Genomic DNA, 24,517 nt, shown 5'->3' with positions numbered 1-24,517 from the left:
GCGATCCATCTCTCCAGCGGCTTACCGCCGCTACAGCACATGTTATAACAATTCTAATGCCGCAGTGCAACATAACAAGTGAAATTTGTCACTTTTCCCCAACCTGACAGTTTTTTAATGCGCCGGACGCGCCCGTCTGCAGGGCTCGATGCGCGGCGAGGGATCATGCGGCGGCGCTGGGGCGGGCGGCGATCCCGGCGCGCCAGCGGGCCAGATGGACCAGTTCGTCGGGGAAGGTTATCCGGGCGAATCGGGCGAATTCCGCGGCGACGAAAGCCGTGATGTCGGCGATGGTGAAGGTCTCGCCGGCCAGATAGGGGCGCTGCGACAATTCCGCGTCGAGAAAGCGCGCGAAGGCGACGGCGCGCGGCCGGCTGGTTTGCGCGAGTTCGGCGATCTGCGGCTTTTCCATCTCGCGCATGGCCGGATGGCTATGGCGGAAGGCCTGGGCGATGGGGAGGAAGAATTCCAGTTCGGCGCGCCGCTGCCACATTTCGACGCGGGCTTTTTCCAGCGCGCTTTCTCCAAACAAGGGCGGCGCCGGCTGTAATTCCTCGAAATAACGGCAGATCGCCACGGATTCGGTCAGGACCTCGCCGGAATCGAGCGCCAGCGCCGGGATGCGCTGCAACGGATTGACGGCGGAAAATTCCGGCGCCTTCTGTTGCAGGCTGGCGAGATCGACGGCCTGCATGGGGACGGCGATTCCCTTTTCGGCGAGGAACATGCGGACGCGGCGTGGATTGGGCGCGAAGGCGGAATCGTAGAGTTTCATGCCGGGCCTCGCTCGGGAGGGACAGGGCGTCAGCAGACGAAAGCGTTCGCGCGCTGTCAATCGCGACAATTGGCGGTTTGGCGTCAGCCGCCCATTAAGCTTTCTCATGGAAAGTGGTGCGGTATCGTCACGCCATGAAGTTTCCTCGCCCCATGTCCGAAGTCACCGCAGAAATGATCGCGCGCGGGCGCTTCGCCGATGGCGGGGGCGAACAGCGCCGCCTTCGCGCCAATGGCCTGCGCGAGGCGCGCGAAAGCCTGACTTCGGCGCGCGCCGGCGACGGCGTTCACGATTTGGCGCTGCTGCGGCTTCATGCCGAGGGGCGCAAGGCCGCCCTGCTGCCGCAGGCGCTGCTGTGCCTCGCCATTGCGGCGATGACCCATCTCTGGCTGCCGCCGCTGCTGGTCGCCGTCTGGTTTGGCGTCCAGTCCTGCGCGGCTTTGCTGGCCCATTGGGAGGCGTTGCGCCTGCTCCGGCTGGAAAAGTCGAGAATCGGGCCGCGCGGCTGGCGGGCCCGCTTCATCTTGGCCGAGGCGGCCAATGGCGTCGGCTGGGGCCTGTTCGCCGTCCTGATGATCGGCGTCGCCGACCCCTGGGCGACGACCTATGTGATGGTGGTCCTGATGCTGGCTTCGGCCTTCCATACGGTGGTCGCGGCGCTGCTGCCGGCGGCGGTCCATGCGGCGCTGGCGCCGATGGCGCTCGGCCTGCTGTTCTATATGCGGCCGACGAGTTTTTATGGCCCGGTCGCGCCGATGACCCTGCTGGCGCTCGGCGCCTTGCTTTGTTTCGTCGCGCTGGCGCGGCGAATCTATTTCGGCCAGCTCGATTCGCTGGCCTTTCAGGCCGAAAAGGATCACGCTATCGGCGAGTTGGAGCAGGCGAAGGCGATTTCCGACGAGGCGCGGCGGCGCGCCGAGGAGGCGAGCCTCGCCAAATCGCGTTTCCTCGCCACCATGTCGCATGAATTGCGCACGCCGCTCAATGCCATCCTCGGCTTTTCGGAAGTGATGGAAGCCGAACTGTTCGGCCGCCACGCCGTCGAGGTCTATCGCGACTATTCCCGCGACATCCATTCGAGCGGCGCGCATTTGCTGACTTTGATCAACGAAATCCTGGACCTGTCGCGTGTCGAGGCCGGACGCTACGAATTGCGCGAGGAGGCGGTCTTGCTGTCGGGGATCGTCGAGGATTGCAGGCGCCTGCTGGACCTGCGGGCCGGCAAGCGCGGCGTGATCATGGACGAAATCGTCGAGCCCGACATGCCGCGCATCTGGGCCGACGAGCGCGCCTTGCGCCAGATCGCGCTCAACCTGCTCACCAACGCCATCAAATTCACCCCGCAGGGCGGCAAGGTCCAGATCAAGATCGGCTGGACGCTTGCCGGCGGGCAATATTTTGCCATCAAGGACAATGGGCCGGGCATTCCCGAGGACGAAATCCCGGTCATCCTGTCGTCGTTCGGGCGCGGCTCGATGGCGCAGAAAAACGCCGATGAGGGGGCGGGGCTCGGCCTGCCGATCGTCAAGGCGCTGGTCGAATTGCACGGCGGCGTGTTCAACCTGCGCTCGAAATTGCGCGAGGGCACGGAAGCGATCGTCGTCTTCCCGCCCGAGCGGGTGATGAACGCGCTGCCGCACCTCGACCCCGACGCGCCGGAGCCACGAAAGTCGATCCGCCGCCGGCTGCCGCGCAACGCCGCGTGAGGGGGTTAATCCAATGACCCGTTGGAGGCGTCTGCCGATTGCAGCGCAAAGGTCTCAAAACGGCGGATAGCGGGAATAGAGCGATGGGCGGGTCTTGGCGGTAGACCGGTCAACGGCTGAATGGGCAGGATACACCACAACTGGAAATTTGGCGCGGACCGAACGAACCGCTATTCCCGGCGTAATGCGGACTTTCGCTTGATCTTGACGTCCTCCTTCATCGGTCTTGCGCAATCAGTCGAACTTGCCCCGTCGCTATAGGAACCACCCGTCAGGCGCTACCTACAGGCCGACCAAGCCGCTAAATTATTCAACGCGCGCCACGCCATCTCGAATTTTTAGAAATGTACAGAATGGCTTGTCACGCTTTAAAGTTTGTATATCATAATTTGAATGGGCATTCCGATCCGAGGGTGTCTCTCCTAGAACAATGTTATATCTAAGAATCCTAATGACCCCAGATAGGCAAGAAAAGCTCGCTTATTAGTCCTTTTGGCGAATGGAGGCTCTAATGGAATTGAAACTGCCACGTCGTGATTTCTTAATTAATAGTTTTTGTTGTGCGTCTAATATTTTATATTTGAGCCGCGCTGTAGCTGATACTCCGAGCATTCGAAAGCGTATTCCTTGTTCTACGATCGACACGAGTTTTGATTCTGAAAGTGTAAATCCATTCAAGATTGAAGAAAGTGGGTCTTTCGAGATCAATGACCACGCCAAAGCGTTCAATATGACACCCTTCGGAACGGCTTTTTTATCTACACGCTGGCAAAGAGATGACGGTCAGGACAAGGGCAGCGACGTGATAAAACTTGGTGTTGCATTTATAAATGGAACTTCATCGGACCGCCAAATTCTGAAAAATGCTGCGAAAGCTTGGAATGATAAGGTATCACAATATATAATGTTTTTGTTTGATGGAATTGAAATTAATACCGCCGATATAAGGGTCAAATTCGATCCAAGAGGAGGAAATAAATCACTGGTGGGGCGCTTGGCGAAAAATAATATTGATGTTACATCTCCGACTCTTAATATCGCGGACGTAGATATAGATACGTGCGAGCATGAACTTGGCCATGCATTGGGGTTATTACATGAGCATCAATTTCCAGGTGAGTCGATCATTTGGAATGAGCCGAAAGTTATCAAAGACATGGCGGCCCTCGGTTGGGACGAAAAGACGACACGGCAGCAAATTTTAGATAAATATCGATCTAGTGCTGTGTGCATCGGAGACCCACAACTAAACATAAGTTCGATTATGATGTATTGGACGTTAGACGATTGGGGAAAATTTAAAGACGAAAAGGGGGCGTGGCACCAGTTAAACATCGACACCCAGCCCATCTCTGACCGGGATGTGAAATGTGTTCGAGGAGTTTATGCCTTCAAGGGACAATCACAATGAGAAACATCGGGTCCTTTATTTTTTTTTGGCTCATGGCTTCGCCGGCCGTGGCCCAGTCGACCGTTCCTGGACAAATTCCATTGCAGGAATTAATGGATAATACTGTATTCGTAGATGTAACTGACTCAACGGGGAAGAGCCGGGGGGATCCGGGCTCGGGAGTTTTGCTGTCGACGAACGGCTTTATCCTCACTGCGCGGCACATCATTGAGCAAAACCGAAAGGAGGCGACCGACAAAATCGTCGTCGCTCTAAAGACGCCAAATGGTCAGCGGCTGAACGCACGGTTCTTCGGCTGCACGACGACAGAGTTATCCGACGCGTGCCTGCTCTATGTTGCGAGCCTCGACATCGCAGCGGCAGGAATCACCAAATCCTTCCCGCTCTCATGCCGAATGCCGCGGGCGACCGAACCCTTGGTCGTATCTGGTTTTCCTGTAAAAAGTTCTTTTGTGGTTGTCACAGGCCCGGTTACGTCCTCCGACATCGGTGAACTCAACAAAATGTATATGGATGTCAGAGTTCTACCCGGAATGAGCGGCGGCCCGGTGGTAGACCGCAACGGCGCGCTTATCGGCATCGTTTATGGCTATGGTAAGGATATGCCGCTCGGCATGTTCACACCCCTAACCGAGGCTGCGAATTTAATACAACAAACTGGTATTCCTTGCGCACTGGGTACAACCGCGAATAATGAAAACAACACCCCCGTCTCCGTTCCGCAAAACACCGCCCCCGCGCTCCCGTCCAAAGTCTACATCCAAATAGCTAACAGCGAACAGAGGGTCGCAGCGAAAGCTGCCGTTGCGCAGCTTAAGACGGCAAACATTCCAGTCGAAACCGGGGTAGAAAATGTGGGTGCAAAAGCGCCTAACGCGCCCCAGATAAGATATTTTAGCGACAACGATAGTGGCGCCGCACAGGCGGTGCAAAGGGTCCTTGATCAGGGTGACAAATTCGCCTTAGTGAAAGTCGCGTCGAAAAACCCTCCGCCAGGGCTGGTGGAGGTGTGGTATCCTCGATGTGATTCCGTTGGCCCCTTTTGTCCGAATTCGCCTGAGCAGGTCGCGAGCGGCAATGTCGATGTCGAGTCGGGCGGATCGACGGATAACAAAAGCGACGTTTGCAAGACTCATTCGACGGTCGTTTGCGTGAAACCCTCCCATCCGAATGCGACATTGGTGCCGGGAACCGCACAATTCGTGATCTCGGAACGGTCAGGCGGCGTTTTCATAGACGGCAAGCCTATCAACGCCGATCCCATAGGCACTTCAAATATCGGCTGGTTTCCGCAGCCAGACCAGAATTCTCCATCGCAGATCTGCGTGACTGCCTACGCCCGAACCAGCGCATGCGAGACGAAAGTCTATCTGCGCGGACAACTTCAGGCGCAGGAAATCCGGACCACGAGCCCCTAAACAATTGGGCAGCCCCCGGATATCTTCCTGGGTGGCAGTAAAAGTCTGACGTTTCCCCGGGTCTCCGCGCTGAGCACGCATCTGATGAGGACGAGAACAAAATTCTTGGTGCGCCCAAGTGAAAGAGCATGGGCTTTGGTGGTCCGAGCGCGACGGGAAAGCCAACGACGTTTCGGACAAACCATTGCCAAAGCGTCTTTCGGGATTAGCCCGGCGCCAATCGAGAAACGCTAGGCTGCGAAGCGGCCTTTTCGGTCGCTTTGAGAGACACCAATTCTATTTCCCCCAGTTTTGCCGGGGGCTACTTGCTTTTTACCGGACGCAAACCTAGACCAATGAGTTGATGGATCTATTTATTGGCCAGCAGGAACGCGCTTTTTAGGCTTTTTAGGTTGATCGAATAATATATCCGTTGGGTCCTGAAGTCCACCACTGCTTGCGCCGCTTCCCTTGGTGCCGCCCGACGCGCCCTTTCCCTTGGTGCCGCCCGACGCGCCGCTTCCGCCGCCTGCTGAAGCAAGACAGGGCTTTGTCGCCAGAAGAATCGTCACGGTATTGCCGCGCGTTCCCGACGCTGTCGACTCAACTGAGCCCGAGGCTCCCAGGGACACGGGCAAAATTGTTGCTGGCGGCCCGGATGCTGTGAGCGCGAGCTTATTGTCCTGTCCCGCTGTCGCGCTGATGTTAAACACCGCCGTGACAGTGCATCCGTAAAAGCCAAAGTTCGTACGATGCAGCAAGCTCTCTTGATGTGCTGCATCTAAAGCATCAACCGTGTCGACCAGCGCTTGCTTCAGCGTTATGGCGTTGGGATCGGCGACATTCTGGCTTGCACAGCCTGCGACAAAAAACAACAAAGGCAGCGGTATTATGCGCAGCAAATAGCGACTGTACATAGTTTCCTCCATTAATTGAATTAATTCCTGTTTATAGTCTAACCTGCCGTACTAGAAAGGTCGCTGGCTGAACAGGCTCCGGTAGGCCCCTGCTGCTGCTATGACCCGCCCGTGCCCTTGCTTGCGCTGCCTTTATTACCTGTACTGCCCGTTGCGCCAGCACTAGCTGCAGCTTTAGCGAGACACGGTTTGGTCGCCAACACAACGGTTACGGTATTTCCCCTTGTCCCTGAGGCTGTTGACTCGAAGGAGCCCGACGCACCGAGCGTCACTGGCAGAATCTTTGCCGGAGGCCCGGACGCCGTGAGCGCGAGCTTATTGTCCTGTCCCGCCGTCGCGCTGATGTTAAACACCGCCGTCACAGTACAGCCGTAAAAGCCAAAGTTCGTACGATGCAGCAAGCTCTCTTGATGTGCTGCGTCTAAAGCATCAACCGTGTCGACCAGCGCTTGCTTCAGCGTTATGGCGTTGGGATCGGCGACATCCTGACTCGCGCAGCCCGCGAGGCAACATATTAATGGGCTTGCGATAATTCCTAGAAAGCGAGAAAGGCTCATAGCACAACCCAGCGACAGATACGGAAAGCTTGTCAGAATGAAATTATTCTTATTTGAATATGATATGAGTCTGGATATTTTGCTGTAGCAGAAAAGCCACAACGTTCCTAAAAACGAATCAGCTTTCAGGCGCTGCCGGGCGCGCCGGGCAAGGTCGGCGAAGGATTGCGGCGGTCACAGGATCGACGGAAGCCGGGGGCGTCCGCTGACGGCGTTGTAACGGCCATTGCTTGAAAAGCTTGAATGACGCGTTTGAGCCGATAGCGGAAGACCCTCATCATCTATGAGAAGTCCAACCGCCGCCGCCTCACCCTTGCTTGTTATCCACGCCGGCGCTCGAAAAAGTCGCCATGTCCTCGTGGCAGGCCAGCGCCGCCTTGACGAGGCCGATGGCCAGCGCCGCTCCAGAACCCTCGCCAAGCCTCATGCCGAGATCGAGCAGCGGCTTCTTGCCAAGTTTTTCAAGCACTTTCGCATGGGCGCCCTCGGCCGAGACATGGCCGGCGAGGCAATGGTCGATGCTGGAGGGATCGAGGGCGTGGAGAATCGCCGCCGCCGCGCAGACGACATAGCCGTCGAGCAGCACCGGCGCGCGCTCCATCCGCGCCGCCAGAATGGCGCCGACCATCGCGGCGATTTCGCGCCCGCCGAGCCGTCGCAGCACCTCTAACGGATCGTCGAGATGGTCCTTGTGCAGCGCCACCGCGCGCAAGACCGCGTCGATCTTGCGGCGCAGGCCCTCGTCATCGACGCCGGTGCCGCGCCCGACCCAGTCGGCGGCTTCGCCGCCATAAAGCGCATGATAGATTGCGGCGGCGATCGTGGTGTTGCCAATTCCCATTTCGCCGAGCGCCAGCAGGTCGGCGCCGCCGGCTATGGCCTCCATGCCGAAGGCGATGGTTGCGGCGCATTCGCGCGCCTCCATCGCCGGCGCTTGCGTAATGTCGCGGGTCGGCAGGTCGAGCGCCAGTTCGAACACCTTCAAGCCGGCCCCGTGAATGGCGCAGATCTGGTTGACGGCGGCGCCGCCGGCGGAAAAATTCTTCAGCATCTGCGCGGTGACGCTGGCCGGATAGGGCGAAACCCCTTGCGCGACGACGCCGTGATTGGCGGCGAAAACCACCACGGTCGGGCGATCGAGCGTCGGCTCGGCCTTGTCCTGCCAGGCGGCCAGCCATTCGACCAGTTCCTCCAGCCGGCCCAAAGCGCCCGGCGGCTTGGTCAATTGCGCGTCGCGCGCCCGCACGGCGGCGACGGCGGCGCTCGAGGGCGGCGGTAATTGCGCCATCAGCGCGCGCAGGGCGTCGAAAGGATTTTCGGCGGAGGAATTGGGGTGCATTTTCTGGCCCGGAGAGTGGGCGGCATCGGTGCGCCGCATGAGGCGACGGTCTTAGAACAGGACTCGGTCGAGGGGAAACCGGATTTTGCGCCGGATCGCGCCATGCGGGTGAATATTGGCTGAATGGGCCGCTCAGACGCCGTTCAGGGGCAAGCGGGCAGGATCGTCATTGTCGAATTCATCGACGCCGAAACAGGAGCCCGCCATGTTGAACATCCGCAATGCTTTGGCCGCAGCGCTGGTTCTGGGCGCGACCGCGCTGGCGCTTCCCGCCGCTTCCGCTTCCGCCGCAGGCATGGGCCCCGGCGGCTTTGAGCCGGCGATCCTGCGGGCCGAGCAAGCCTCGCAGATCGATCGGGTCCGCTGGGTCTGCGGCCCCTGGGGTTGCCATTGGGCGCCCAATCATTGGGGCTATGGACCGCGCCCCAACCATTACCGTCATGAAGGCTGGGGCTATGGCCCGCGCCCCGACCCTTATCGTCATGGCGGGTGGGGCCGCTGGTGATCCCGAAAGCTTGCCGAAAAGGGGCGGCGGGCTTTTCACGTTGCCTTTTCGCGCAGGTTTCGCGGCAGCGGAAAGGAGACGTCCTCGGTCGCCGTGGTCACGGTCGAGACCAACAGATCGAATTTTTCGCCGACCGCGGCGAGAATTTCCTCGACCAGGATTTCCGGCGCCGAGGCGCCCGCCGTCACGCCGAGCGACTGGATGCCGCGCAAGAGGCTCCAGTCGATGTCGTCGGCGCGCAGCACCAGTTGCGCGGAGCGGCAGCCATTGCGCTCGGCCACTTCCTTGAGGCGCTGCGAATTGGAGCTGTTGGGCGAACCGACGACGATGAAGGCGTCGACCTTGTGGGAAATTTCCTTGACCGCCTCCTGGCGGTTGGTGGTGGCGTAGCATATATCTTGCCGGTGCGGGCCGACGATATGGGGATATCTGGCCTGAAGCGCATTGACCACCGCCGCCATGTCGTCCACCGAAAGCGTCGTCTGGGTGACATAGGCGAGGGAATCCTCGGGCGCAAAAGTCAGGGCCGCGACATCGTCGGCGCTTTCCACCAGGGTCACCGCGCCTTCCGGCAATTGCCCCATCGTGCCGATCACTTCCGGATGGCCCTTGTGTCCGACGAGAATGACCTTGCGCTCGCGGCGGTAATGGATTTCGGCCTCGCGATGGACCTTGGTCACCAGCGGGCAGGTGGCGTCGATCGCCAGCAGCTTGCGCTCCAGGGCTTCCGCCGGCACGGCTTTGGGCACGCCATGGGCCGAAAACACCACGGGAGCGCCATCGTCGGGGACTTCGTCGAGTTCTTCGACGAAAATCGCGCCCTTGCGCCGCAAACCCTCGACAACATAGCGGTTATGCACGATTTCGTGGCGCACATAGACCGGCGCGCCGTATTTGTTCAGGGCGTGCTCGACAATGTCGATGGCGCGCACCACGCCGGCGCAGAAACCGCGCGGCGCGCAGAGAAAGACTTTTAGCGCGGGCTTTTGCAGCGCGGGCGTGTCTTGCAAGGGATTGGCGCTCATCGCGAAGCTCTTGTTGAAGGAAAATCGAGGCTCCAACCCTTGAACCGGATCGCCGGGACCAGAGGGGCCGTTTGACTGGATGTTTTGGGCGCGGGCCCGTTTTCTGTCAAGCGCCGCCCTCCTGGCGCTGCGCCGCCCGATTCGCGCCAAACGGCTGAACGGGCTCAAAACAGGGCCTGATCTTGCGCAAAACCTGCTTCAAGTCGGCGCGAGATTGCGGACCGCCGCGCTTGGCCCTAAATAGGGCGCAAAGGGTGGGAGAAAACGGCGTCATTGCGACGTCTTTTTTTCGCCGCCGACACATTCATGTTTGAAAGCCGCAGATGGCCCGCGACGTAGTCGATGAATCCCCGGTCTCGTCGCGCGACGAATTGGTCAGCTGGTTCGAGGCGGGATGCAAGCCGCAAGGCCCTTTTCTGGTGGGGACGGAACACGAGAAAATTCCGTTCTACCGCGCCGATCTGCGCCCCGTTCCGTACAAGGGACGCGCCGGGGGCGTCGGGGACGGAATCGAGGCTTTGCTCGAAGGCCTGCGCCTGTCGCAGGACTGGCAGGCGATCGAGGATGGCGACGCGCTGATCGGTCTGTTCGACCCGCGCGGCGGCGGCGCCCTGTCGCTGGAGCCGGGCGGGCAGTTCGAACTTTCTGGCGCCCCGTTCGATTCGATCCACCAGACCGCGTCGGAATTGCAGGCGCATTTCGCCGCGCTCGCCCCGTTGAGCGAAAAGCTCGGGATCGGTTTTCTCGATCTCGGCGTGAGCCCCTTGTGGACGCGTGAGGAAACCCCGGTCATGCCCAAGCAGCGCTATGCGATCATGGCGCGCTACATGCCGAAGGTCGGGCGGCTAGGGCTCGACATGATGTTTCGCACCTCGACGGTGCAGGCCAACATCGATTTCGCCTCGGAAGCCGACATGGTCTCGAAAATGCGGCTGGCGCTGGCCGTGCAGCCGATGATCACGGCGCTGTTCGCCAATTCGCCGTTCGCCGGCGGCAGGCCCAACGGCTTATTGTCGATGCGTTCGCATATCTGGACCGACACCGATCCCGCGCGCGCCGGCATGCTGCCCTTCGTGTTCGAGCCGGGAATGGGATTCGAGGCTTACGTCGATTACGCGCTCGATGTGCCGCTCTATTTCGTCAAGCGCGGCGATGTCTATCACGATGTCGCCGGAGCCTCGTTTCGCGACCTGCTCGAAGGGCGGCTGAAAGCCCTGCCGGGCGTTCATGCGACCCTTTCCGACTGGGCCAATCATCTCTCGACGCTGTTTCCGGAAGTAAGGCTCAAGCGCTACATGGAAATGCGCGGCGCCGACGTCGGCCCGCGCGAACATATTCTAGGCCTCCCCGCGCTCTGCGCCGGCCTGTTCTACGACGCGCAGGCCAGCGCCGCCGCCTGGGATCTGGTCAAGGATTTTTCCGCCGAACAGCGGCAGTATTTTCGCGATTCTGCGCCGAAACTGGGGTTGCGCGCGAGCGCCGGGGGCGTTTCGCTGCTCGATCTGGCGCGGAAAATCCTGCCGCTGGCGCGCGCGGGGCTTTCGCGCCGCCGCCGTCTCGATGCAGAAGGCGAGGACGAGGGGCGCTATTTGCAGGCGCTGGAGGAAATCGCCGCGAGCGGCCTCAATCTGGCCGAACGTCGGTTGGCGCTGTTTCACGGCGCATGGCGGGAAAACATCACGCCGGTTTTCAGCCAGTGCGTGTTTTAGCGGGCAGACGCGAAAAGTCGGCCGGATCAGGACCGTGACGCCATCGGAAGAGGCGTCGGAGTCGATGCCCGCAACCGGACGCGCCCGAGCATATCTCAAGAGTTTTGGGGGACCGTTCGTCTCGGTGACTTTGTTGACGCAAAGCAAAATCAGACCTAACTTCCATTCAAGGCAGCCAACTTGTTCCTGGTGATAGGACATCCGCGAATGCGCATCGGAGTCAGGGTTGTCGCGCTGCTTGCGATGGTCGTCGTGGTCGTCTTGGGCGCAACCGGCGATGGCTGGGCCGAGCAGATTGTCAGGACAAACGAGCTCCCCGCCGACACTCTCATCGTCCTGCAACGGGGCGCGTGTGAGCGTCGATGCGCCGTATACAACCTGATCGTCTTCGCCGACGGTTCCGCAATTTTCGACGGCCGTGGCTACGTCCGCCGACCGGGCCTGGCCAAAACCAAGATCAGTCTCGAGGCGCTAAGGGAACTCCTCGACAAAGCCGCTGAATTGAATTTCTTTGAACTGAAGTCGCGCTACGATCAGGAATCCGGTTGCGACTCGGCCAACTCGGACGCGCCCCGAGCGATCATTACCCTCAGCACAGGCGGCAAATCCAACACGATCCAGCACCACCTCGGATGCGCCGGAGCCGAATCGGAGCGCTTGAAGAAATTTGAAGAAAGGATCGACGACGCCGTGGGCTCCGTAAATTGGGTCAAGTGAGGCGTACCGATGGGTTACGATCGCGCCAAAGCTATCGCTTACGCCGAAAAGCACTGGAATGTTCCGTGTGACGACGGCAAATTCGGGCTGACCAACGACAGGCCAAGCGTTGCGTCGAAGAGGATGGAGTTGCACGCCCCCGCAGCCGACGGCTGGAAGCCCGAGTTTGTCAAAGGCAGCGGAGAACCAGAGAAATTTGTATTCCGCCGAACCACCCCGGCAGGCGTCGAAGAAAAGATCATCAGCAACTGGGCCGGGCTCGCGGATTGCGCTCATTTCTTGTCGCAATGCCTTTCCGCAGGCGGAGCGACGACCAACGAATGGGGCGTCGCCGGACTCGTTCAGAACTTGCAAAGCCGCAGCGATACCAAGACGCTCTGCGAGCGCGTCGCCCAGGCCGCCGCGCAACGCGTGATCAATTCCGGCGTGTTCAAACAGGGCGACATGATTGGTTATTTCAATGTAGACCCGGACGGCGACTACGGTGGAAGGCCGTCCTACACGCACTCAACCATGTTCGCAGGCAAGCCAACCGCGACCGACGACGGCAGAGTCACTTGCCACACAGTGGCCCGCTTTCCCGGGAAGACATGGGCGGGGGTTGAAGACCGCTGGTGGCTTCACTCCGGCTACACATATACTCTGATCCACTTCGTTTCGGACGATTCCACACCGAACTTGACGAGAGCGGCGGCGCTCGAGGGCTGGTGGATGCTCGAATATTCAGGCCGTACAGAATATTATTACATTTTCCGAGACGGGCGAGCCCGTTATACGAAAAGAGCGCCGAAGTCGGCCCGAGAGCAACTCGCCGTGGCAGACGGCGGAGCCTACTGGTTCATGGATGCCGGGGGAAAGATCACTTTTGTTTGGCGAGCCACGGGCACGCTGGAAGTGTGGACGCCGTCTCCTCCCGATATGACATCGTATAGAAGCCTTATCAACGGCGCGACTCCCGGCGTCGTGACGAAACTGTTCTGACGCCCCTTCGGCGGACCAGATTCGCTGGACGATTACATGCCGTTGAAATTCATCGGCTTCAGTCGCAGGCGGTCTTGTTGCGAGGCGCTTTGGGCCGGCGGAGCGCTCTGGGCGTTGGCGGCAAGGCCGTAATTGGCGTGCCCCGGACCGGCGGGCAGCGGCGCAAATGCGCTATTGTTTTGCCCCATCTCGTTCCAGGCCGAGCCGCCGCCGAACTGGACGCGGACATGGCTTCTGTCGGCGCCATTCGGTTGCGCCACATTATCCTGTGCGGCGAGCGGCGTGACCAAAGTAAAGGGCAGAAAACAGGGCGACAAGACGGCGATCATGCGAAAAATTCGCAACTTTTCCCGCTTTGTCCCGACCATATGGAATTGCTCCGAATTACGCTGTGCCTTTTTGACCGCAACATGATGGCGACATCATGTCGTAGAAAGGTTGCAGAAGGATTGCTCATCCGCGCCAGTCGCCGAGCGCCGCCTCGACGAGGGCGAGCGCCGCTACGGCGGCGGTGTCGGCGCGCAACACGCGGGGACCGAGCGAAAGCCGCGCCGTGGACTTCATGCCGGCGAGCGCGTCGCGTTCGCTTTGGTCGAACCCGCCTTCCGGGCCGATCAGCACCGCGAATTTTTCGAATCCCGAGCCGGCGGCGCGCAGCGCGGCGACGGGATCGGCGGTTTCCGCCGCCTCGTCGCAGAAAACCAGCAGCCGGTCCGCCGGCCAGTCCGCCAGCGCGGAGTCGAGCTTTTCCTCGTCCAAAACCTCGGCCAGCGATAAAATCCCGCATTGTTGCGCCGCCTCGACGACATTGGCGCGCATCCGCTCGAGATTGACGCGGCTCGCCTGGGTGCGGCGGGTCAGCACCGGACGCAGCCGCCGCGCGCCCATTTCCACCGCCTTCTGCGCCATGTAATCGAGGCGCGCATGTTTGAGCGGCGCGAACAACAGGTCGAGATCGGGCAGGAAATCCTGTTCGCGAGTCTGTTCCTCGATTCGCAGCGCGGCGGTTTTCTTGCCGGCGGGGGCAAGCGCGGCGCGCCATTCGCCGTCGCGCCCGTTGAACGCGAGCACCGGCGCTCCATTGCCGAGCCGCAGCACATTGACCAGATAATTGGTCTGTTCGCGCGTCAGCCCGATCGTTTCGCCGCCGGCGAGCGGGGCTTCGACACACAGGCGATGGCTCGTGAAATCCAGCCGCGACATTTTTATCCCGCTTTCACTTTCGCCCTTGCGGCAGCGCGAGTTCGAATTCCGCCGGCTCCGGGCCGGCGACGGTGACGCGAACGGGGGCCTCCGGCAGCGGCCTGCCGGTGGGATGGTCGAGCAGCGTCAGCAAGAAAACATTGCTTTCCCCTGCCGGGCGGCTTTCGACATAAAAGCCCGGCGGCGCCTCGACGAAAATGGTTTCCGCCCTGTCCTGCAACAGGCGCAGAAGCCATTGCGGCTTGCCGTTCTCGCCAGCGAAAGGGGTGATCTGCGCCAAAGCCTTTGCCTGCGTCGAGTCGAGCGCACGGGGGATGGTTTTCAGCGCCTGCGCCAGCAGAAGGCGCGTTGGCGCATCGGCCTGCGGTTCGGGCGGCAGGTCGAGCCGCAGTCTGGCGCGAACCGGCAGGCAGATCGCCTCGCAGACGGCATAGTCGAGGGCGAGGTCGAGCACGATGGGCAGCTTCTTGTCGCGCGCCGTCACGGCGATCGGAAACACCACCTCGCGCCGATAGCCGAAAGCCTCTACGCCGCCCTCGTCGATGCGCGCCGGTTGCGGATAAAGTATCCGGGCGTCGAGGAGATTTTGCGAACCGGCGAAATCGAATGTCGGCGGCGCGCCCGCTTCGCCCGGATCGCGCCAATAGGTCACCGCTGCGCCGGCAAGGCTTATCTGCACGCCGGCAAAACGCGCGCCGTCGATCAGGCCGCCGTCGATCAGCCGCGCCTGCGATCTTGCCGAGGAAACCCATTTGGCGCCCGATGGCGCGCCGGTCGCATCGGGCGAGCCCCCCGCCGCATGGGCCAGGCCCCCCGCCAAACCCGCGAAGGCGAACAGCGCGGCGAGCGCGCGGCGAAAATTAACGGGCGTTGCGGCTTCACTTTGCGCGCGCATCCTTTAGCATGTCTCCTGCGGCGGCGCTGGCCGCCTCTTGCGATATGGAAGTTTCGATCGTGAGCAAAGCCGGAACCGGTCTCTATCTGGAAGGCAAATGTCTGGTGGCCATGCCCGGCCTGCAGGACGGCTTTTTCAATCGATCGGTGGTCTATATCTGCGCCCATTCCGAGGATGGCGCGATGGGAATCATCCTCAACCATCCGGCGGAGGGCGTCAATTTTGTCGATCTCCTGCTCCAGCTCAAGGTAATCGAGGCGGAAGAAAGGCCGCGCGTCGCGGGCGAGACCCGCGCCGCCCGCGTCCTCGCCGGCGGTCCGGTGGACGCGAGCCGCGGCTTCGTGCTGCATTCGCCCGATTACAGCGCCGACGACGCGACCATGCCGATCGACGCCGCCGTGTCGATGACCGCGACGCTCGACGTGCTGCGCGCCATGGCGCGCGGCAAAGGCCCGAAACAAGCGGTTCTGGCGCTCGGCTACGCCGGCTGGTCCCCCGGCCAGCTCGAACAGGAAATCCTCGCCAACAGCTGGATGATCTGCCCGGCCGATTCGCTCCTGGTGTTCGATCAGGAATATGACTCGAAATATGAGCGGGCGCTGGGCGCGATCGGCGTCGATCTGCGGTTTCTGTCCGACGATGCGGGCCACGCGTGATCCGGCTGACCAGCGAAATCGCCGCGCCAACCGTAGTCTTTTAAAGATGTATGGAATAGTGCGCGGGTGCGGGCCGTGCGGCCGCCGTCAGCAGAAATGCTTACGGCCTTGTCGCGGCGCCCCGCTTGCGAAGCGCCGCCGTTCAGAGCAGAATTGACATGGACGGCGGAGCTTCCGGGCGAATGCCGTCTGAAGATCGACCGCGCGAACAAGCAGAAATAGCGGCGCGCGGGCGTTCAATGAAATGGGAGGAACGCATGAAAGTTGGCGCTTTTCTTAAGAGCTGCAATCAGAGCCTGGCGATTTGCGGGGCGGATGAGTCGATCGGCGTCATCGCCGCGCGCCTGTCGAGCAAGAACATCGGCGCTTTGCCGGTGTGCGACGATAATCACGGGCTGATCGGCGTCATTTCCGAGCGCGACATCGTCCGCGCTTTCGCCAAGGACGCGGCGACGCTGCGCGATCGGCGGGTGCGCGATCTGATGACCAGCAAGGTCATCTCCTGCGATCCGGCCATATCGATGATCGACGCCGAAAAAATGATGAACGAGGCGCGCGTGCGTCATCTTCCGATCGTCGAACATGGCAAGACCGTCGGAATGCTGTCGATTCGCGATCTGATGGTGTGGCGCATCCGCGTCGCGCGCGAAGAGATCGACGTCCTGCGCGACGTCGTCATCGCCGCGCGTCACGCCTGACGGACGCCTGAACCGGCCACTTGAGCCTGCTGGGTGGAAGCCCTACCCATCGGGCGCCGTGAAAGGCGCGCCGATGGCGTCGGCGTTTTGCCGGCCTTACCGGCGACGCCGGGGCTTCGCGTCCGATCCGGTGGCCGCAATCGGCGTTGCTCAGAGCGCCGGTTCCCCCGCCGCGCCGACCAGTTTGCGCGCGTCGGCGGCGCTCAGCGGATGGCCGAAAGCAAACCCTTGAGCATATTCGCAGCCGATCTGCGAAAATTCGATCACGTCCGATTCGCTTTCCGCGCCTTCGGCGATCGCCTCCATGCCGAAATCATGCGCCAGCGCCACCACCGAACGCAGCATCGCCGTGCGGTCGCCCTGGCCGATATTTTCGGCCTCGCGGGCGAAGGAGCGGTCGATCTTGATGGCGTCGAAGGGGAAGCGCTGAAGATAGGCGAGCGAGGAATAGCCGGCGCCGAAATCGTCGAGTGACAGGCCGGCCCCCAGATCCTTGATCCGCCCCAGAATCTGCGCTGCAAATTCGGGATTTTCCATCACCAGACTCTCGCTAAGCTCCAGCTTGAGCGAAAACGGCAGCACATTGGTGCGGGTAAGGATGTTTTTCAGGTCGGTGAGCAGGTCGTGCCGCAGCAATTGCCGCGACGACACATTGACGGTGACGAAAATCGGCGGCTGGACGTCGAGCGCCTTCTGCCAGGACGACAATTCGCGCGCCGCGCGTTGCAGGGCGAACAGGCCGAGATCGACGATCAGGCCGGTCTCTTCGGCCAGAGGCAGGAATTCGGCCGGTTCGACGCGCCCGAGTCGCGGATGCTGCCAACGCAGCAGGGCCTCGAAACCGGCGACGGTGCGGTCTTCGAGCCGCACTACCGGCAGGAAGAACAATTTCATCTCGTCGCGCTCCAGAGCGTGGCGCAATTCGCTTTCGAGCGCCTGACGGTTCGAGCCCTGCGAGCGCATCGAGGGGCGGAACGCCTCGATGCGGCCGCCGCCTTCGCGCTTGGCGTGGCGCATGGCGATTTCCGCGTCCTTGAGCATGTCCTCGCGCTTGGGATGCCATTGCGGGTCGAACAAGGCGATGCCGACCGAAACGCTCAGGGCGATTTCGCGATTGGCGAAGGTCACCGGCGTCGACAGCGCGCGGCGGATTCGGTCGGCGAAATTGACGATCTGCTCGGTCGTGCTTTCCGACACCAGAATGATGGCGAACAGATCGCCGGAAATGCGCGCCAGCGTGTCGCGCGGCTGCAACAGACGTCCGAGCCGGCGGGCGACCGTCAGCAAAATCGAATCGCCGGCCGAAACGCCGACGGTCTCGTTGATCTTGCGGAAACGGTCGATATCGACGCAAAGCACGGTCGGGCGCAGTTCGGCCAGATGTTCGGCCTGCGCCAGCGTCAGTTCGAGCCGGTCGAAGAAGATTTCCCGATTGGGCAGGCCCGTCAGATTGTCGTGAACGGCGTCGTGCAGCAGGCGCTCCAGCGCGTTTTTCTGGTCGGTGACGTCGGAGAGCGTGCCGACGAGGCGCACCACTTCGCCGTCGGCCCCGACGACGGGGCGGGCGCGCAGCCGGAACCAGAAATAATGGCCGTCGGAGGCGTGGAGGCGGAAATCCTGGCACACCCGGCCGCGCCTCTGTTCGAGCACGGTGTCGAGACAGGCGCGATAGCGGTCGCGCTCCAGCGGATGCAGAATCTCCATCCACGCCGCCGCCGGGCCTTCCAGTTCGCCGCGCTTGAGGCCGAGTTGGTCCTCGATCTCCGGACTGACGAAAATCTGGTCGTTGGCCACGTCCCAGTCGAAGATGACGTCATTGGCGCCGGTCAGCGCAAGGGCCTTGCGTTCGACATCGGTGATCGCGCCATGGGCGACGCCGCCGGAGGCGAAGGCGTTCTGCATTATGGTGAAGCCGATCAGCATCACCAGCAGCACCAGTCCCCCGAGCAGGGCGGGGGAGGCGAGATCGTTGGCCAGCGAACCGTTGACGGCGAAGCCGGCGGCGGCGACCCAGACCACCAGCAACAGCCAGGTGGGGATCAGCATGACCGCCCGCTCGACCCCGTGGGTGGCGAGATAAAGCACGAGAATGAGCCCGACCGCGGCGATGGTCGCCAGCGAAATGCGCGCGACGCCCGCCGCCACCGGTGCGTCATAGACGGCCAGCCCGACCAGCGCCAACAAGAACAACAGCCAGATGCCGGCGACATGCGACGCGCGCACATGCCAGCGGCTCAGGTTCAGATAGGCGAACAGGAAGACCACCAGCGTCGCCGACAACACGGTTTCGGCGCCCGCGCGCCAGACCCGGTCGGCGCCGGTGTCGGTGCCGAACACCTTGCTCCAGAAGCCAAAATCGATGCTGATATAGGCCAGCACCGCCCAGGCGAGAGCGGCGGCGGCTGGAAAGATCACCGCGCCCTTGACGACGAAGACGATGGTCAGGAACAAGGCCAGCAGCCCGGCGATGCCGATGACGATGCCCTTGTAGAGGGTCAGGCTGGTGTTCTTGTCCTTGTAGGCTTCCGGCTCCCAAAGATAGAGCTGCGGCAGTTTCGGCGTCTTCAATTCCGCGACGTAGGTGACGGTGGCGCCGGGGTCGAGCGTCAGGCGGAATACGTCGGCGTCGCTCGCCTCTTCCTTTTCCGGAGCGATGCCCTGGCTGGCGGTGATGTCGGCGATGCGCTCGGAGCCAAGATCGGGCCAGATCACGCCGGAGCCGACCAGCCGGAAATGCGGCGCGACGATCAGTCTTTCCATCTGCTCGTCGGTATCGTTGGTCAGAGCGAAGACAATCCAGGCCGGATGGCCGCCCGCTTCGCGCGCATGGACCTCGATGCGGCGGACGATGCCGTCGGCGCCCGGCGCGGTCGAAACCTGGATGCGGTCGCCCTGCGACGAATAATTCTCCACCCAATGGGTCAGGTCGATGGCCTGCGCGTCCGGCGGCACGCGCACGGATTCGACCGCGCCGGCGGGCAAGACGCAGACGAGCAACAGCAAAAGCGTGGTCAGGATCGGGACGGCGAAACGCAACAGGCGAACGTGACTTTCGAGGAATGAGGAGATCGGCGAAAACGTGGAAATTGGCGGGAGTTGAGGGATTGGCCGGACAGGGGCGGCGGCTTCGCGGGGGTCGGAAAGAGACGGCTTGACCGGAGCAAAACGCCTGCGCCCCATTCTTGTCGAAACTTTGTCGGGGCGAAAGGCGATGGCGGGACGGGGGCGAGGCCGTCCAGCGGAAAAGGCGGGATTCCCGTTCCTCGTCATCGGCTTGTTCGACGCGGGCGCGGCTGGCGGGGAAACGGCGCCGTCACAATTGCAGGTCCGAACCATCGGCCGAGTCGGCGTCGCGCAAAAAATCGCGTTCGAGCAAGGCGAACAGCAGATGGTCCTGCCAGGCGCCGTCGATGAGCAGATAAGAGCGGGCGAAGCCTTCGCGCTGGAAGCCGAGGTTTTCGAGCAGGCGGCGCGAGCGTTCGTTTTCCGGGGCGCAGGCTGCCTCGATGCGGTGAAAGCGCATTTCGAGAAAGGCGTGGCGCAGCATCGCGCGCACCGCCTTGCGCATGAAACCCTGGCCGGCATATTTTTCGCCGATCCAGTAGCCGAGCGTGGCGCATTGGGCGACGCCGCGCCGGACGTTGCCAAGCGTCAGGCCGCCGAGCAAAGCGTCATCCTTGGTGCGGAAGATCAGATAGCCATAGGCCTGGTCTTCGAGCCTTTCGCGGTCCTGGCGCGCCAACCGGCGGTGATAGGCCGCCTTGGTGAGGTCATCGAGCGGCCAGCTTGGCTCCCAGGGGGTGAGAAAGCTCCGGCTGGCGGCGCGCAAGTGCCGCCATTGCTCGAAATCGCCGCTTTTCGCCGGGCGCAGATAAAGCCCCTCGCCGTCGAGACGTGGCGAGGTCGTTTTCTTGCGCGGCAGGTGAAAGAGGTCCATGGCGGCTCTCGGGACGGATTTGCCTCAATAGCACAGGCTGGTTGGATTTTCGACAAGCCGCCAACGTCGTAACAGGGCAATCTGGTGAAAGCGTCAGGCGGCGGCCAGGTTGCGTATCCCTTCTTCCGCGAGCGGAGAAGAGAAAAACGCGGACTTCCAAATTCTCCCGATTGTCCTGCCTCACACTCCGGCCAGCCGCGCCGAAATGTCCAACGCGCCGGGGGCTCGGGCGACGGCGCCCAGAATGGCGACGGTGGGCGGCGTGCGCAGCAGGCTCGCGCCGGCGGCCCGCACTTGCGCCAGATTCAGGCCGTCGATCCGGTCGATCATCTCCTGGCGCGGAAGCACCCGGTCGAAAATCATGATCTGGCGGGCGATCTGCTCGGCGCGCGCCGAAGAGCTTTCGAGCGCCGTAAGCAGGCCGACCTTGGTCTGGGCTTTCGCGCGCGCCATGTCGGAAGCGCTCAAGCTGTGGGCGGCTTCGGCCAGCGCGTCGAGACTGACCTTCACCAGTTCCCTGACGTCGCGCCCTCCCGTCGCCGCCTCGAAGCCGAACAGGCCGGCGTCGAGATAGGACCAGTGAAAGGACGAGATCGAATAGGCGAGGCCGCGCTTTTCGCGCACTTCCTGAAACAAGATCGAGGCCATGCCGCCGCCGACCGCATTGGCGAAAATATGCGCGGCGTAAGTCTGCGGGTCGGCATAGGCCAACCCCTCGAAGCCGACGATGACCTGCGTTTGCTCCAGCCGTTTCGAGACCTTGATTTCGCCGCCGACATAATGCGCCGGCGCCGGCTTTTTGGGCGCGCCGTTCGGGAGTTTTCCGAATTTTTCTGCGGCCTCGTCGCAGATTTTAGCGTGATCGACGGCCCCGGCGGCGGCGATGACGATATTTTGCGCGACATAATGGCGATTGAGATAGGCGCGGATCGAACCACGGTCGAAACCGCGCACGCTTTCGGCCGTGCCGAGAATGGCCCGGCCGATCGGCTGGCCGGGAAAGGCGGCGGCGTTGAACAGGTCGAACACGAGATCGTCGGGCGTGTCCTGCAAGGCGGCGATTTCCTGCAGGATGACGTCTTTTTCGCGCTTGAGCTCTAGCGGATCGAACAGGCTCTCGATCAGGATATCGGCGAGCACATCGAGCGCCAGCCCGGAATCCTCGCGCAACACGCGGGCGTAGTAGGCCGTGCTTTCGACGCTGGTGGCGGCGTTGAGGTCGCCGCCGGCGCTCTCGATGGCTTCGGCGATGGCGCGGGCGTCGCGCCGCGCCGTGCCCTTGAAGGCCATATGTTCGAGCAGATGCGACAGGCCCTGTTCCGCCGCGCTCTCGTCACGCGATCCGGCCGCGACGAATACGCCGAGCGAGGCGGTTTCCAGGCCCTCCATGGCGTCGGTGACGACGCGCAGGCCGTCCGGCAATTTGGTCGTTTCAACCGCCATGCGCGGCCAGGGTCGCCGCGCGGGCGCGGGCGAGAATGAAGGTTTGGACCGCTTGCGGGTCGTTAGGCAGAATATCGAAACGCTCAGGTTTCTCGAACAGGTCGGCAAGATGCGCGGGCAGCGGCGCCGACACGCCGGTCGCCGCGCGCACGGCGTCCGGGAATTTCGCCGGATGGGCGGTGGCGAGCGCCACCATTGGCACATGCGGGTTTTCCTGCAGTTTTTTGCGCGCGACATGGACCGCCACGGCGGTGTGCGGGTCGAGCAAAATCCCGGTCTCGCGATACGTGCGGGCGATCTCGGCGGAGGTCTGCGCCTCGTCGGTGGCGCCGGCGGCGAAATTTTCGCGGATCTTTTTCAAGGCGCGCGCGGGAATATCGAAGGCGCCCGACTGGTCGAGCCGCGCCATCAAGCCGCGCAGGGCGGACGAATCGCGGTCGAGCGCGTCGAACAGCAGGCGCTCGAAATTGGAGGAGACCTGAATATCCATCGACGGTGATTGCGTGGCGTGGACGCCGCGCACTTCATAGCGCCCGGTGTCGAGGGCGCGGGCGAGGATATCGTTGGAATTGGTGGCGACGACAAGTTTCTCGATGGGCAGGCCCATCTGCCCCGCCATGTAGCCGGCGAGAATATCGCCGAAATTGCCGGTCGGAACCGTGAAGGATATCGGGCGCAAAGGCCCGCCGAGCACGGCGGCGGCGGTGAAATAATAGACCGTCTGCGCCGCGACGCGGGCGAAATTGATCGAATTGACGCCCGATAGCCCGAGCTTTTCGCGCAAGGGCTTGTCGCGGAAGAAGCTCTTGAGCATGGCCTGGGCGTCGTCGAACGTGCCTTCGAGCGCGATGGCGTGGATATTGTCGTCGTTCACCGTCGTCATCTGCCGGCGCTGCACGTCGGAAACGCGGCCATGCGGATAGAGGATGAACACATCCACCTGTTCAAGCCCGCGAAAGGCCTCGATCGCCGCCGCGCCGGTGTCGCCGGAAGTGGCGCCGATAATGGTCGCGCGTTGGCCTTTTTCGCGCAGCGCCCGGTCCATCAGGCGGGCGAGCAGTTGCATCGCCACATCCTTGAAGGCGAGCGTCGGCCCATGGAAAAGTTCGAGCACGAACAGATTGTCGTCGAGCTGGACCAGAGGCGTCACCGCCTTGTGGCGGAACGTGGCGTAGGCCGCAGCCAGCATGGCGCGGAACTCGGCGGCGGGCGGCGCGGCGTCGAGAAAGGGCGAGAGGACGGCCTGCGCCACATCGACATAAGGCGTCCCGGCAAATCCAAGCAGGGCTTTCCGCGACAGCGCCGGCATTTGTTCAGGCACATAAAGACCGCCGTCGGGCGCGAGGCCGGCGAGCAGCGCTTGCGTGAAGGAGACTTTCGGCGCGTCGCCGCGGGTGGAAATATAGAGCAATTCGAGCCGATTCCGCTGGAGGACTTTAAGCCGCAGTCTTGTCGAACCGCGCTTTTAGCCCGTTCAGCCGGCCCTGTCATGTCCTGCGCCGTCGCGGGATCCGCGCCGCCACAAAAAGAGAGCCGCCCTGCGGCGGCTCTCCGGTTAAAAAAGCGACGGTGGATCAGGCGGCCAGCGTGCGCCTGCGGCGACGGCCCATGACGCCGATGCCTCCAAAACCGGCGAGCATCATGGCCCAGGACGCGGGTTCCGGCACGCCGCTAAGGGCGCCGGCCCTGAACAAATCGGAGAGATCGGTCGCGTTGGCGGCGCCGCCAATCCAGGGCGTGCCGGTCGAGGGATCGACGCCGAAGATTTCCTGCAGGCTGCGCAGATCGGAGGAGTGATCGTAGGCGATGGCGCTGTTATAGGCATTGCCCCTGGCAAGCGGCGAAATGACGATTTCGGTCGAGGTGAAACCGGCGGTCGAGGCGCCGTCGCCTTCGGTCTCGTCGTTCCAGATCACGATCACGCCATTGTTCTTGAAGGCCTGCGAGGCCTCGATCAGCGGCACGATCTTGGACAGGAAATGATCGCCCTGGGCGATGGAAGCGGCGTCGCCGGTATAATGCACGCCATTATAGGTGAAGCCGCCCGAGAGCGTGGAATGCATGTCGTTGTATTGGTCCGGCGAGATGAAGTTGTAGTTCGATACGGTGTTGTTGGCGAGATTGGTGGCCAATGCCTCTAAAGGCGCATAGTTCTGGGCGCTTCCGGCGCCATTGGTTGCGGCGAAAAACACCTGCGGATCGTGCTTTGGCGCATAGTTATATTGGTGGCTGCCGTTATAGGGGTTGGTGTAGGTCGAGGAGGTTCCCGACGAACTCTTCAGCGGCACGGTCCATTGGCTCTGTGGCTTGACCGTGTTGGTGAGTTTGCCGCCGACGATCGCGAGCTGCGTGCCTTCCTGATAGGAAGTCCAGGTCTTGCCGTTGTTCTGCAAGACGGCGCTCAGGCTCGGCGTCGTGGTCGGCAGGATATTTTGCGCGGCGGCCGATGGATCGGCGTCGGTGCGCACCCCGTTAGGCGCGGTCTGACCGGCTTCCGCCCAGATATAGATGCCGTAATGGCCCCGATCCGAGCCTCTGGTTCAGGATGGTGGCTGTCCCCCGTATGATGAGAAACGGGGTCCAGGTTAGCGCCGGCCCCAAGCATCGTGGGACGGAGGACAGCCATGGAATATTATGCCGGAATCG

General features: G+C 62.1%; 21 protein-coding genes. 9 read left to right on the top strand and 12 right to left on the bottom strand.

Translation table 11 applies throughout. The annotated features are described in order from the left end of the window. Positions 1–163: 163 nt before the first annotated feature. Complete coding sequence (locus QZY01_RS05550) at positions 164–775, bottom strand: glutathione S-transferase (RefSeq protein ID WP_294534374.1); 612 nt, start codon at positions 773–775, stop codon at positions 164–166. Positions 776–927: 152 nt separating this feature from the next. Between QZY01_RS05550 and QZY01_RS05545 the strand changes: the two genes are divergently transcribed. The 3 genes from QZY01_RS05545 to QZY01_RS05535 all read left to right on the top strand — a co-directional run bounded on the left by QZY01_RS05545 (position 928) and on the right by QZY01_RS05535 (position 5,310). Further along, positions 928–2,481, top strand: a complete 1,554-nt coding sequence (locus QZY01_RS05545) for a HAMP domain-containing sensor histidine kinase (RefSeq protein ID WP_294534371.1) — start codon at positions 928–930, stop codon at positions 2,479–2,481. A gap of 511 nt (positions 2,482–2,992) precedes the next feature. Continuing rightward, positions 2,993–3,892, top strand: a complete 900-nt coding sequence (locus QZY01_RS05540) for a M12 family metallopeptidase (protein ID WP_294534369.1) — start codon at positions 2,993–2,995, stop codon at positions 3,890–3,892. Continuing rightward, positions 3,889–5,310, top strand: a complete 1,422-nt coding sequence (locus tag QZY01_RS05535; protein WP_294534367.1) for a serine protease — start codon at positions 3,889–3,891, stop codon at positions 5,308–5,310. Before QZY01_RS05540 ends, QZY01_RS05535 begins: the two co-directional genes overlap by 4 nt. 353 nt (positions 5,311–5,663) lie before the next feature. Here QZY01_RS05535 and QZY01_RS05530 read toward each other — a convergent pair whose 3' ends face one another. Both QZY01_RS05530 and cobT read right to left on the bottom strand, forming a co-directional pair. Continuing rightward, positions 5,664–6,206: a hypothetical protein gene (locus QZY01_RS05530; RefSeq protein WP_294534364.1), complete on the bottom strand. Its 543-nt coding sequence runs from the start codon at positions 6,204–6,206 to the stop codon at positions 5,664–5,666. Positions 6,207–7,070: 864 nt separating this feature from the next. Further along, the gene (gene cobT, locus QZY01_RS05525; RefSeq protein ID WP_294534407.1) at positions 7,071–8,102 is read right to left on the bottom strand and encodes a nicotinate-nucleotide--dimethylbenzimidazole phosphoribosyltransferase; all 1,032 of its coding nucleotides are present in this window, start codon (positions 8,100–8,102) and stop codon (positions 7,071–7,073) included. A 205-nt stretch (positions 8,103–8,307) separates the two neighbouring features. Between cobT and QZY01_RS05520 the strand changes: the two genes are divergently transcribed. Beyond that, complete coding sequence (locus tag QZY01_RS05520) at positions 8,308–8,607, top strand: hypothetical protein (RefSeq protein WP_294534361.1); 300 nt, start codon at positions 8,308–8,310, stop codon at positions 8,605–8,607. 35 nt (positions 8,608–8,642) lie between these two features. Here the strand turns inward: QZY01_RS05520 and ispH are convergent, their stop codons facing one another. Further along, complete coding sequence (gene ispH / locus QZY01_RS05515) at positions 8,643–9,632, bottom strand: 4-hydroxy-3-methylbut-2-enyl diphosphate reductase (RefSeq protein ID WP_294534358.1); 990 nt, start codon at positions 9,630–9,632, stop codon at positions 8,643–8,645. Between the two features lie 323 nt (positions 9,633–9,955). Between ispH and QZY01_RS05510 the strand changes: the two genes are divergently transcribed. The 3 genes from QZY01_RS05510 to QZY01_RS05500 all read left to right on the top strand — a co-directional run bounded on the left by QZY01_RS05510 (position 9,956) and on the right by QZY01_RS05500 (position 13,039). Beyond that, positions 9,956–11,341, top strand: a complete 1,386-nt coding sequence (locus QZY01_RS05510) for a glutamate--cysteine ligase (protein WP_294534355.1) — start codon at positions 9,956–9,958, stop codon at positions 11,339–11,341. 207 nt (positions 11,342–11,548) lie between these two features. After that, positions 11,549–12,058, top strand: coding sequence for a DUF6438 domain-containing protein (locus tag QZY01_RS05505; protein WP_294534353.1), 510 nt, complete (start codon positions 11,549–11,551; stop codon positions 12,056–12,058). A gap of 9 nt (positions 12,059–12,067) precedes the next feature. Continuing rightward, positions 12,068–13,039, top strand: a complete 972-nt coding sequence (locus QZY01_RS05500) for an amidase domain-containing protein (RefSeq protein ID WP_294534347.1) — start codon at positions 12,068–12,070, stop codon at positions 13,037–13,039. 32 nt (positions 13,040–13,071) lie between these two features. Here QZY01_RS05500 and QZY01_RS05495 read toward each other — a convergent pair whose 3' ends face one another. The 3 genes from QZY01_RS05495 to QZY01_RS05485 form a co-directional block, all read right to left on the bottom strand. Continuing rightward, a complete protein-coding gene (locus tag QZY01_RS05495) occupies positions 13,072–13,368 on the bottom strand; it encodes a hypothetical protein (protein ID WP_294534344.1) in 297 nt (98 codons plus the stop codon). A gap of 124 nt (positions 13,369–13,492) precedes the next feature. Continuing rightward, positions 13,493–14,242, bottom strand: coding sequence for a 16S rRNA (uracil(1498)-N(3))-methyltransferase (locus QZY01_RS05490; RefSeq protein ID WP_294534342.1), 750 nt, complete (start codon positions 14,240–14,242; stop codon positions 13,493–13,495). A 13-nt stretch (positions 14,243–14,255) separates the two neighbouring features. Continuing rightward, a complete protein-coding gene (locus tag QZY01_RS05485) occupies positions 14,256–15,137 on the bottom strand; it encodes a protein-disulfide reductase DsbD domain-containing protein (RefSeq protein WP_294534340.1) in 882 nt (293 codons plus the stop codon). A gap of 44 nt (positions 15,138–15,181) precedes the next feature. Between QZY01_RS05485 and QZY01_RS05480 the strand changes: the two genes are divergently transcribed. Then, positions 15,182–15,793 (top strand): YqgE/AlgH family protein, encoded by a 612-nt coding sequence (locus tag QZY01_RS05480; protein ID WP_294534338.1) that lies wholly within the window; start codon positions 15,182–15,184, stop codon positions 15,791–15,793. 257 nt (positions 15,794–16,050) lie between these two features. Continuing rightward, positions 16,051–16,491 (top strand): CBS domain-containing protein, encoded by a 441-nt coding sequence (locus QZY01_RS05475; RefSeq protein ID WP_294534336.1) that lies wholly within the window; start codon positions 16,051–16,053, stop codon positions 16,489–16,491. 150 nt (positions 16,492–16,641) lie between these two features. Here QZY01_RS05475 and QZY01_RS05470 read toward each other — a convergent pair whose 3' ends face one another. The 5 genes from QZY01_RS05470 to QZY01_RS05450 form a co-directional block, all read right to left on the bottom strand. Continuing rightward, complete coding sequence (locus QZY01_RS05470; protein WP_294534404.1) at positions 16,642–19,494, bottom strand: EAL domain-containing protein; 2,853 nt, start codon at positions 19,492–19,494, stop codon at positions 16,642–16,644. Between the two features lie 310 nt (positions 19,495–19,804). Next, positions 19,805–20,428, bottom strand: a complete 624-nt coding sequence (locus tag QZY01_RS05465) for a GNAT family protein (RefSeq protein ID WP_294534335.1) — start codon at positions 20,426–20,428, stop codon at positions 19,805–19,807. A gap of 180 nt (positions 20,429–20,608) precedes the next feature. After that, positions 20,609–21,871, bottom strand: coding sequence for a pitrilysin family protein (locus QZY01_RS05460; RefSeq protein WP_294534333.1), 1,263 nt, complete (start codon positions 21,869–21,871; stop codon positions 20,609–20,611). Next, positions 21,861–23,282 (bottom strand): threonine synthase, encoded by a 1,422-nt coding sequence (gene thrC / locus QZY01_RS05455; protein ID WP_294534331.1) that lies wholly within the window; start codon positions 23,280–23,282, stop codon positions 21,861–21,863. Before thrC ends, QZY01_RS05460 begins: the two co-directional genes overlap by 11 nt. Positions 23,283–23,445: 163 nt before the next feature. Then, complete coding sequence (locus tag QZY01_RS05450) at positions 23,446–24,375, bottom strand: alkaline phosphatase family protein (protein ID WP_294534402.1); 930 nt, start codon at positions 24,373–24,375, stop codon at positions 23,446–23,448. Between the last annotated feature and the right edge of the window lie 142 nt (positions 24,376–24,517).

It is taken from the genome of uncultured Rhodoblastus sp. (assembly GCF_903903185.1).
Taxonomy (GTDB): Bacteria; Pseudomonadota; Alphaproteobacteria; order Rhizobiales; family Beijerinckiaceae; genus Rhodoblastus.
The sequence above is the reverse complement of the archived record's forward strand: the minus strand, read 5'-3'. Positions and strand labels throughout refer to the sequence as shown.

Coding starts and splice junctions, on each gene's coding strand:
- QZY01_RS05550 (WP_294534374.1), bottom strand. CDS start 775: ATGAAACTCTACGATTCCGCCTTCGCGCCCAATCCACGCCGCGTCCGC.
- QZY01_RS05545 (WP_294534371.1), top strand. CDS start 928: ATGTCCGAAGTCACCGCAGAAATGATCGCGCGCGGGCGCTTCGCCGAT.
- QZY01_RS05540 (WP_294534369.1), top strand. CDS start 2,993: ATGGAATTGAAACTGCCACGTCGTGATTTCTTAATTAATAGTTTTTGT.
- QZY01_RS05535 (WP_294534367.1), top strand. CDS start 3,889: ATGAGAAACATCGGGTCCTTTATTTTTTTTTGGCTCATGGCTTCGCCG.
- QZY01_RS05530 (WP_294534364.1), bottom strand. CDS start 6,206: ATGTACAGTCGCTATTTGCTGCGCATAATACCGCTGCCTTTGTTGTTT.
- cobT (WP_294534407.1), bottom strand. CDS start 8,102: ATGCACCCCAATTCCTCCGCCGAAAATCCTTTCGACGCCCTGCGCGCG.
- QZY01_RS05520 (WP_294534361.1), top strand. CDS start 8,308: ATGTTGAACATCCGCAATGCTTTGGCCGCAGCGCTGGTTCTGGGCGCG.
- ispH (WP_294534358.1), bottom strand. CDS start 9,632: ATGAGCGCCAATCCCTTGCAAGACACGCCCGCGCTGCAAAAGCCCGCG.
- QZY01_RS05510 (WP_294534355.1), top strand. CDS start 9,956: ATGGCCCGCGACGTAGTCGATGAATCCCCGGTCTCGTCGCGCGACGAA.
- QZY01_RS05505 (WP_294534353.1), top strand. CDS start 11,549: ATGCGCATCGGAGTCAGGGTTGTCGCGCTGCTTGCGATGGTCGTCGTG.
- QZY01_RS05500 (WP_294534347.1), top strand. CDS start 12,068: ATGGGTTACGATCGCGCCAAAGCTATCGCTTACGCCGAAAAGCACTGG.
- QZY01_RS05495 (WP_294534344.1), bottom strand. CDS start 13,368: ATGATCGCCGTCTTGTCGCCCTGTTTTCTGCCCTTTACTTTGGTCACG.
- QZY01_RS05490 (WP_294534342.1), bottom strand. CDS start 14,242: ATGTCGCGGCTGGATTTCACGAGCCATCGCCTGTGTGTCGAAGCCCCG.
- QZY01_RS05485 (WP_294534340.1), bottom strand. CDS start 15,137: ATGCGCGCGCAAAGTGAAGCCGCAACGCCCGTTAATTTTCGCCGCGCG.
- QZY01_RS05480 (WP_294534338.1), top strand. CDS start 15,182: ATGGAAGTTTCGATCGTGAGCAAAGCCGGAACCGGTCTCTATCTGGAA.
- QZY01_RS05475 (WP_294534336.1), top strand. CDS start 16,051: ATGAAAGTTGGCGCTTTTCTTAAGAGCTGCAATCAGAGCCTGGCGATT.
- QZY01_RS05465 (WP_294534335.1), bottom strand. CDS start 20,428: ATGGACCTCTTTCACCTGCCGCGCAAGAAAACGACCTCGCCACGTCTC.
- QZY01_RS05460 (WP_294534333.1), bottom strand. CDS start 21,871: ATGGCGGTTGAAACGACCAAATTGCCGGACGGCCTGCGCGTCGTCACC.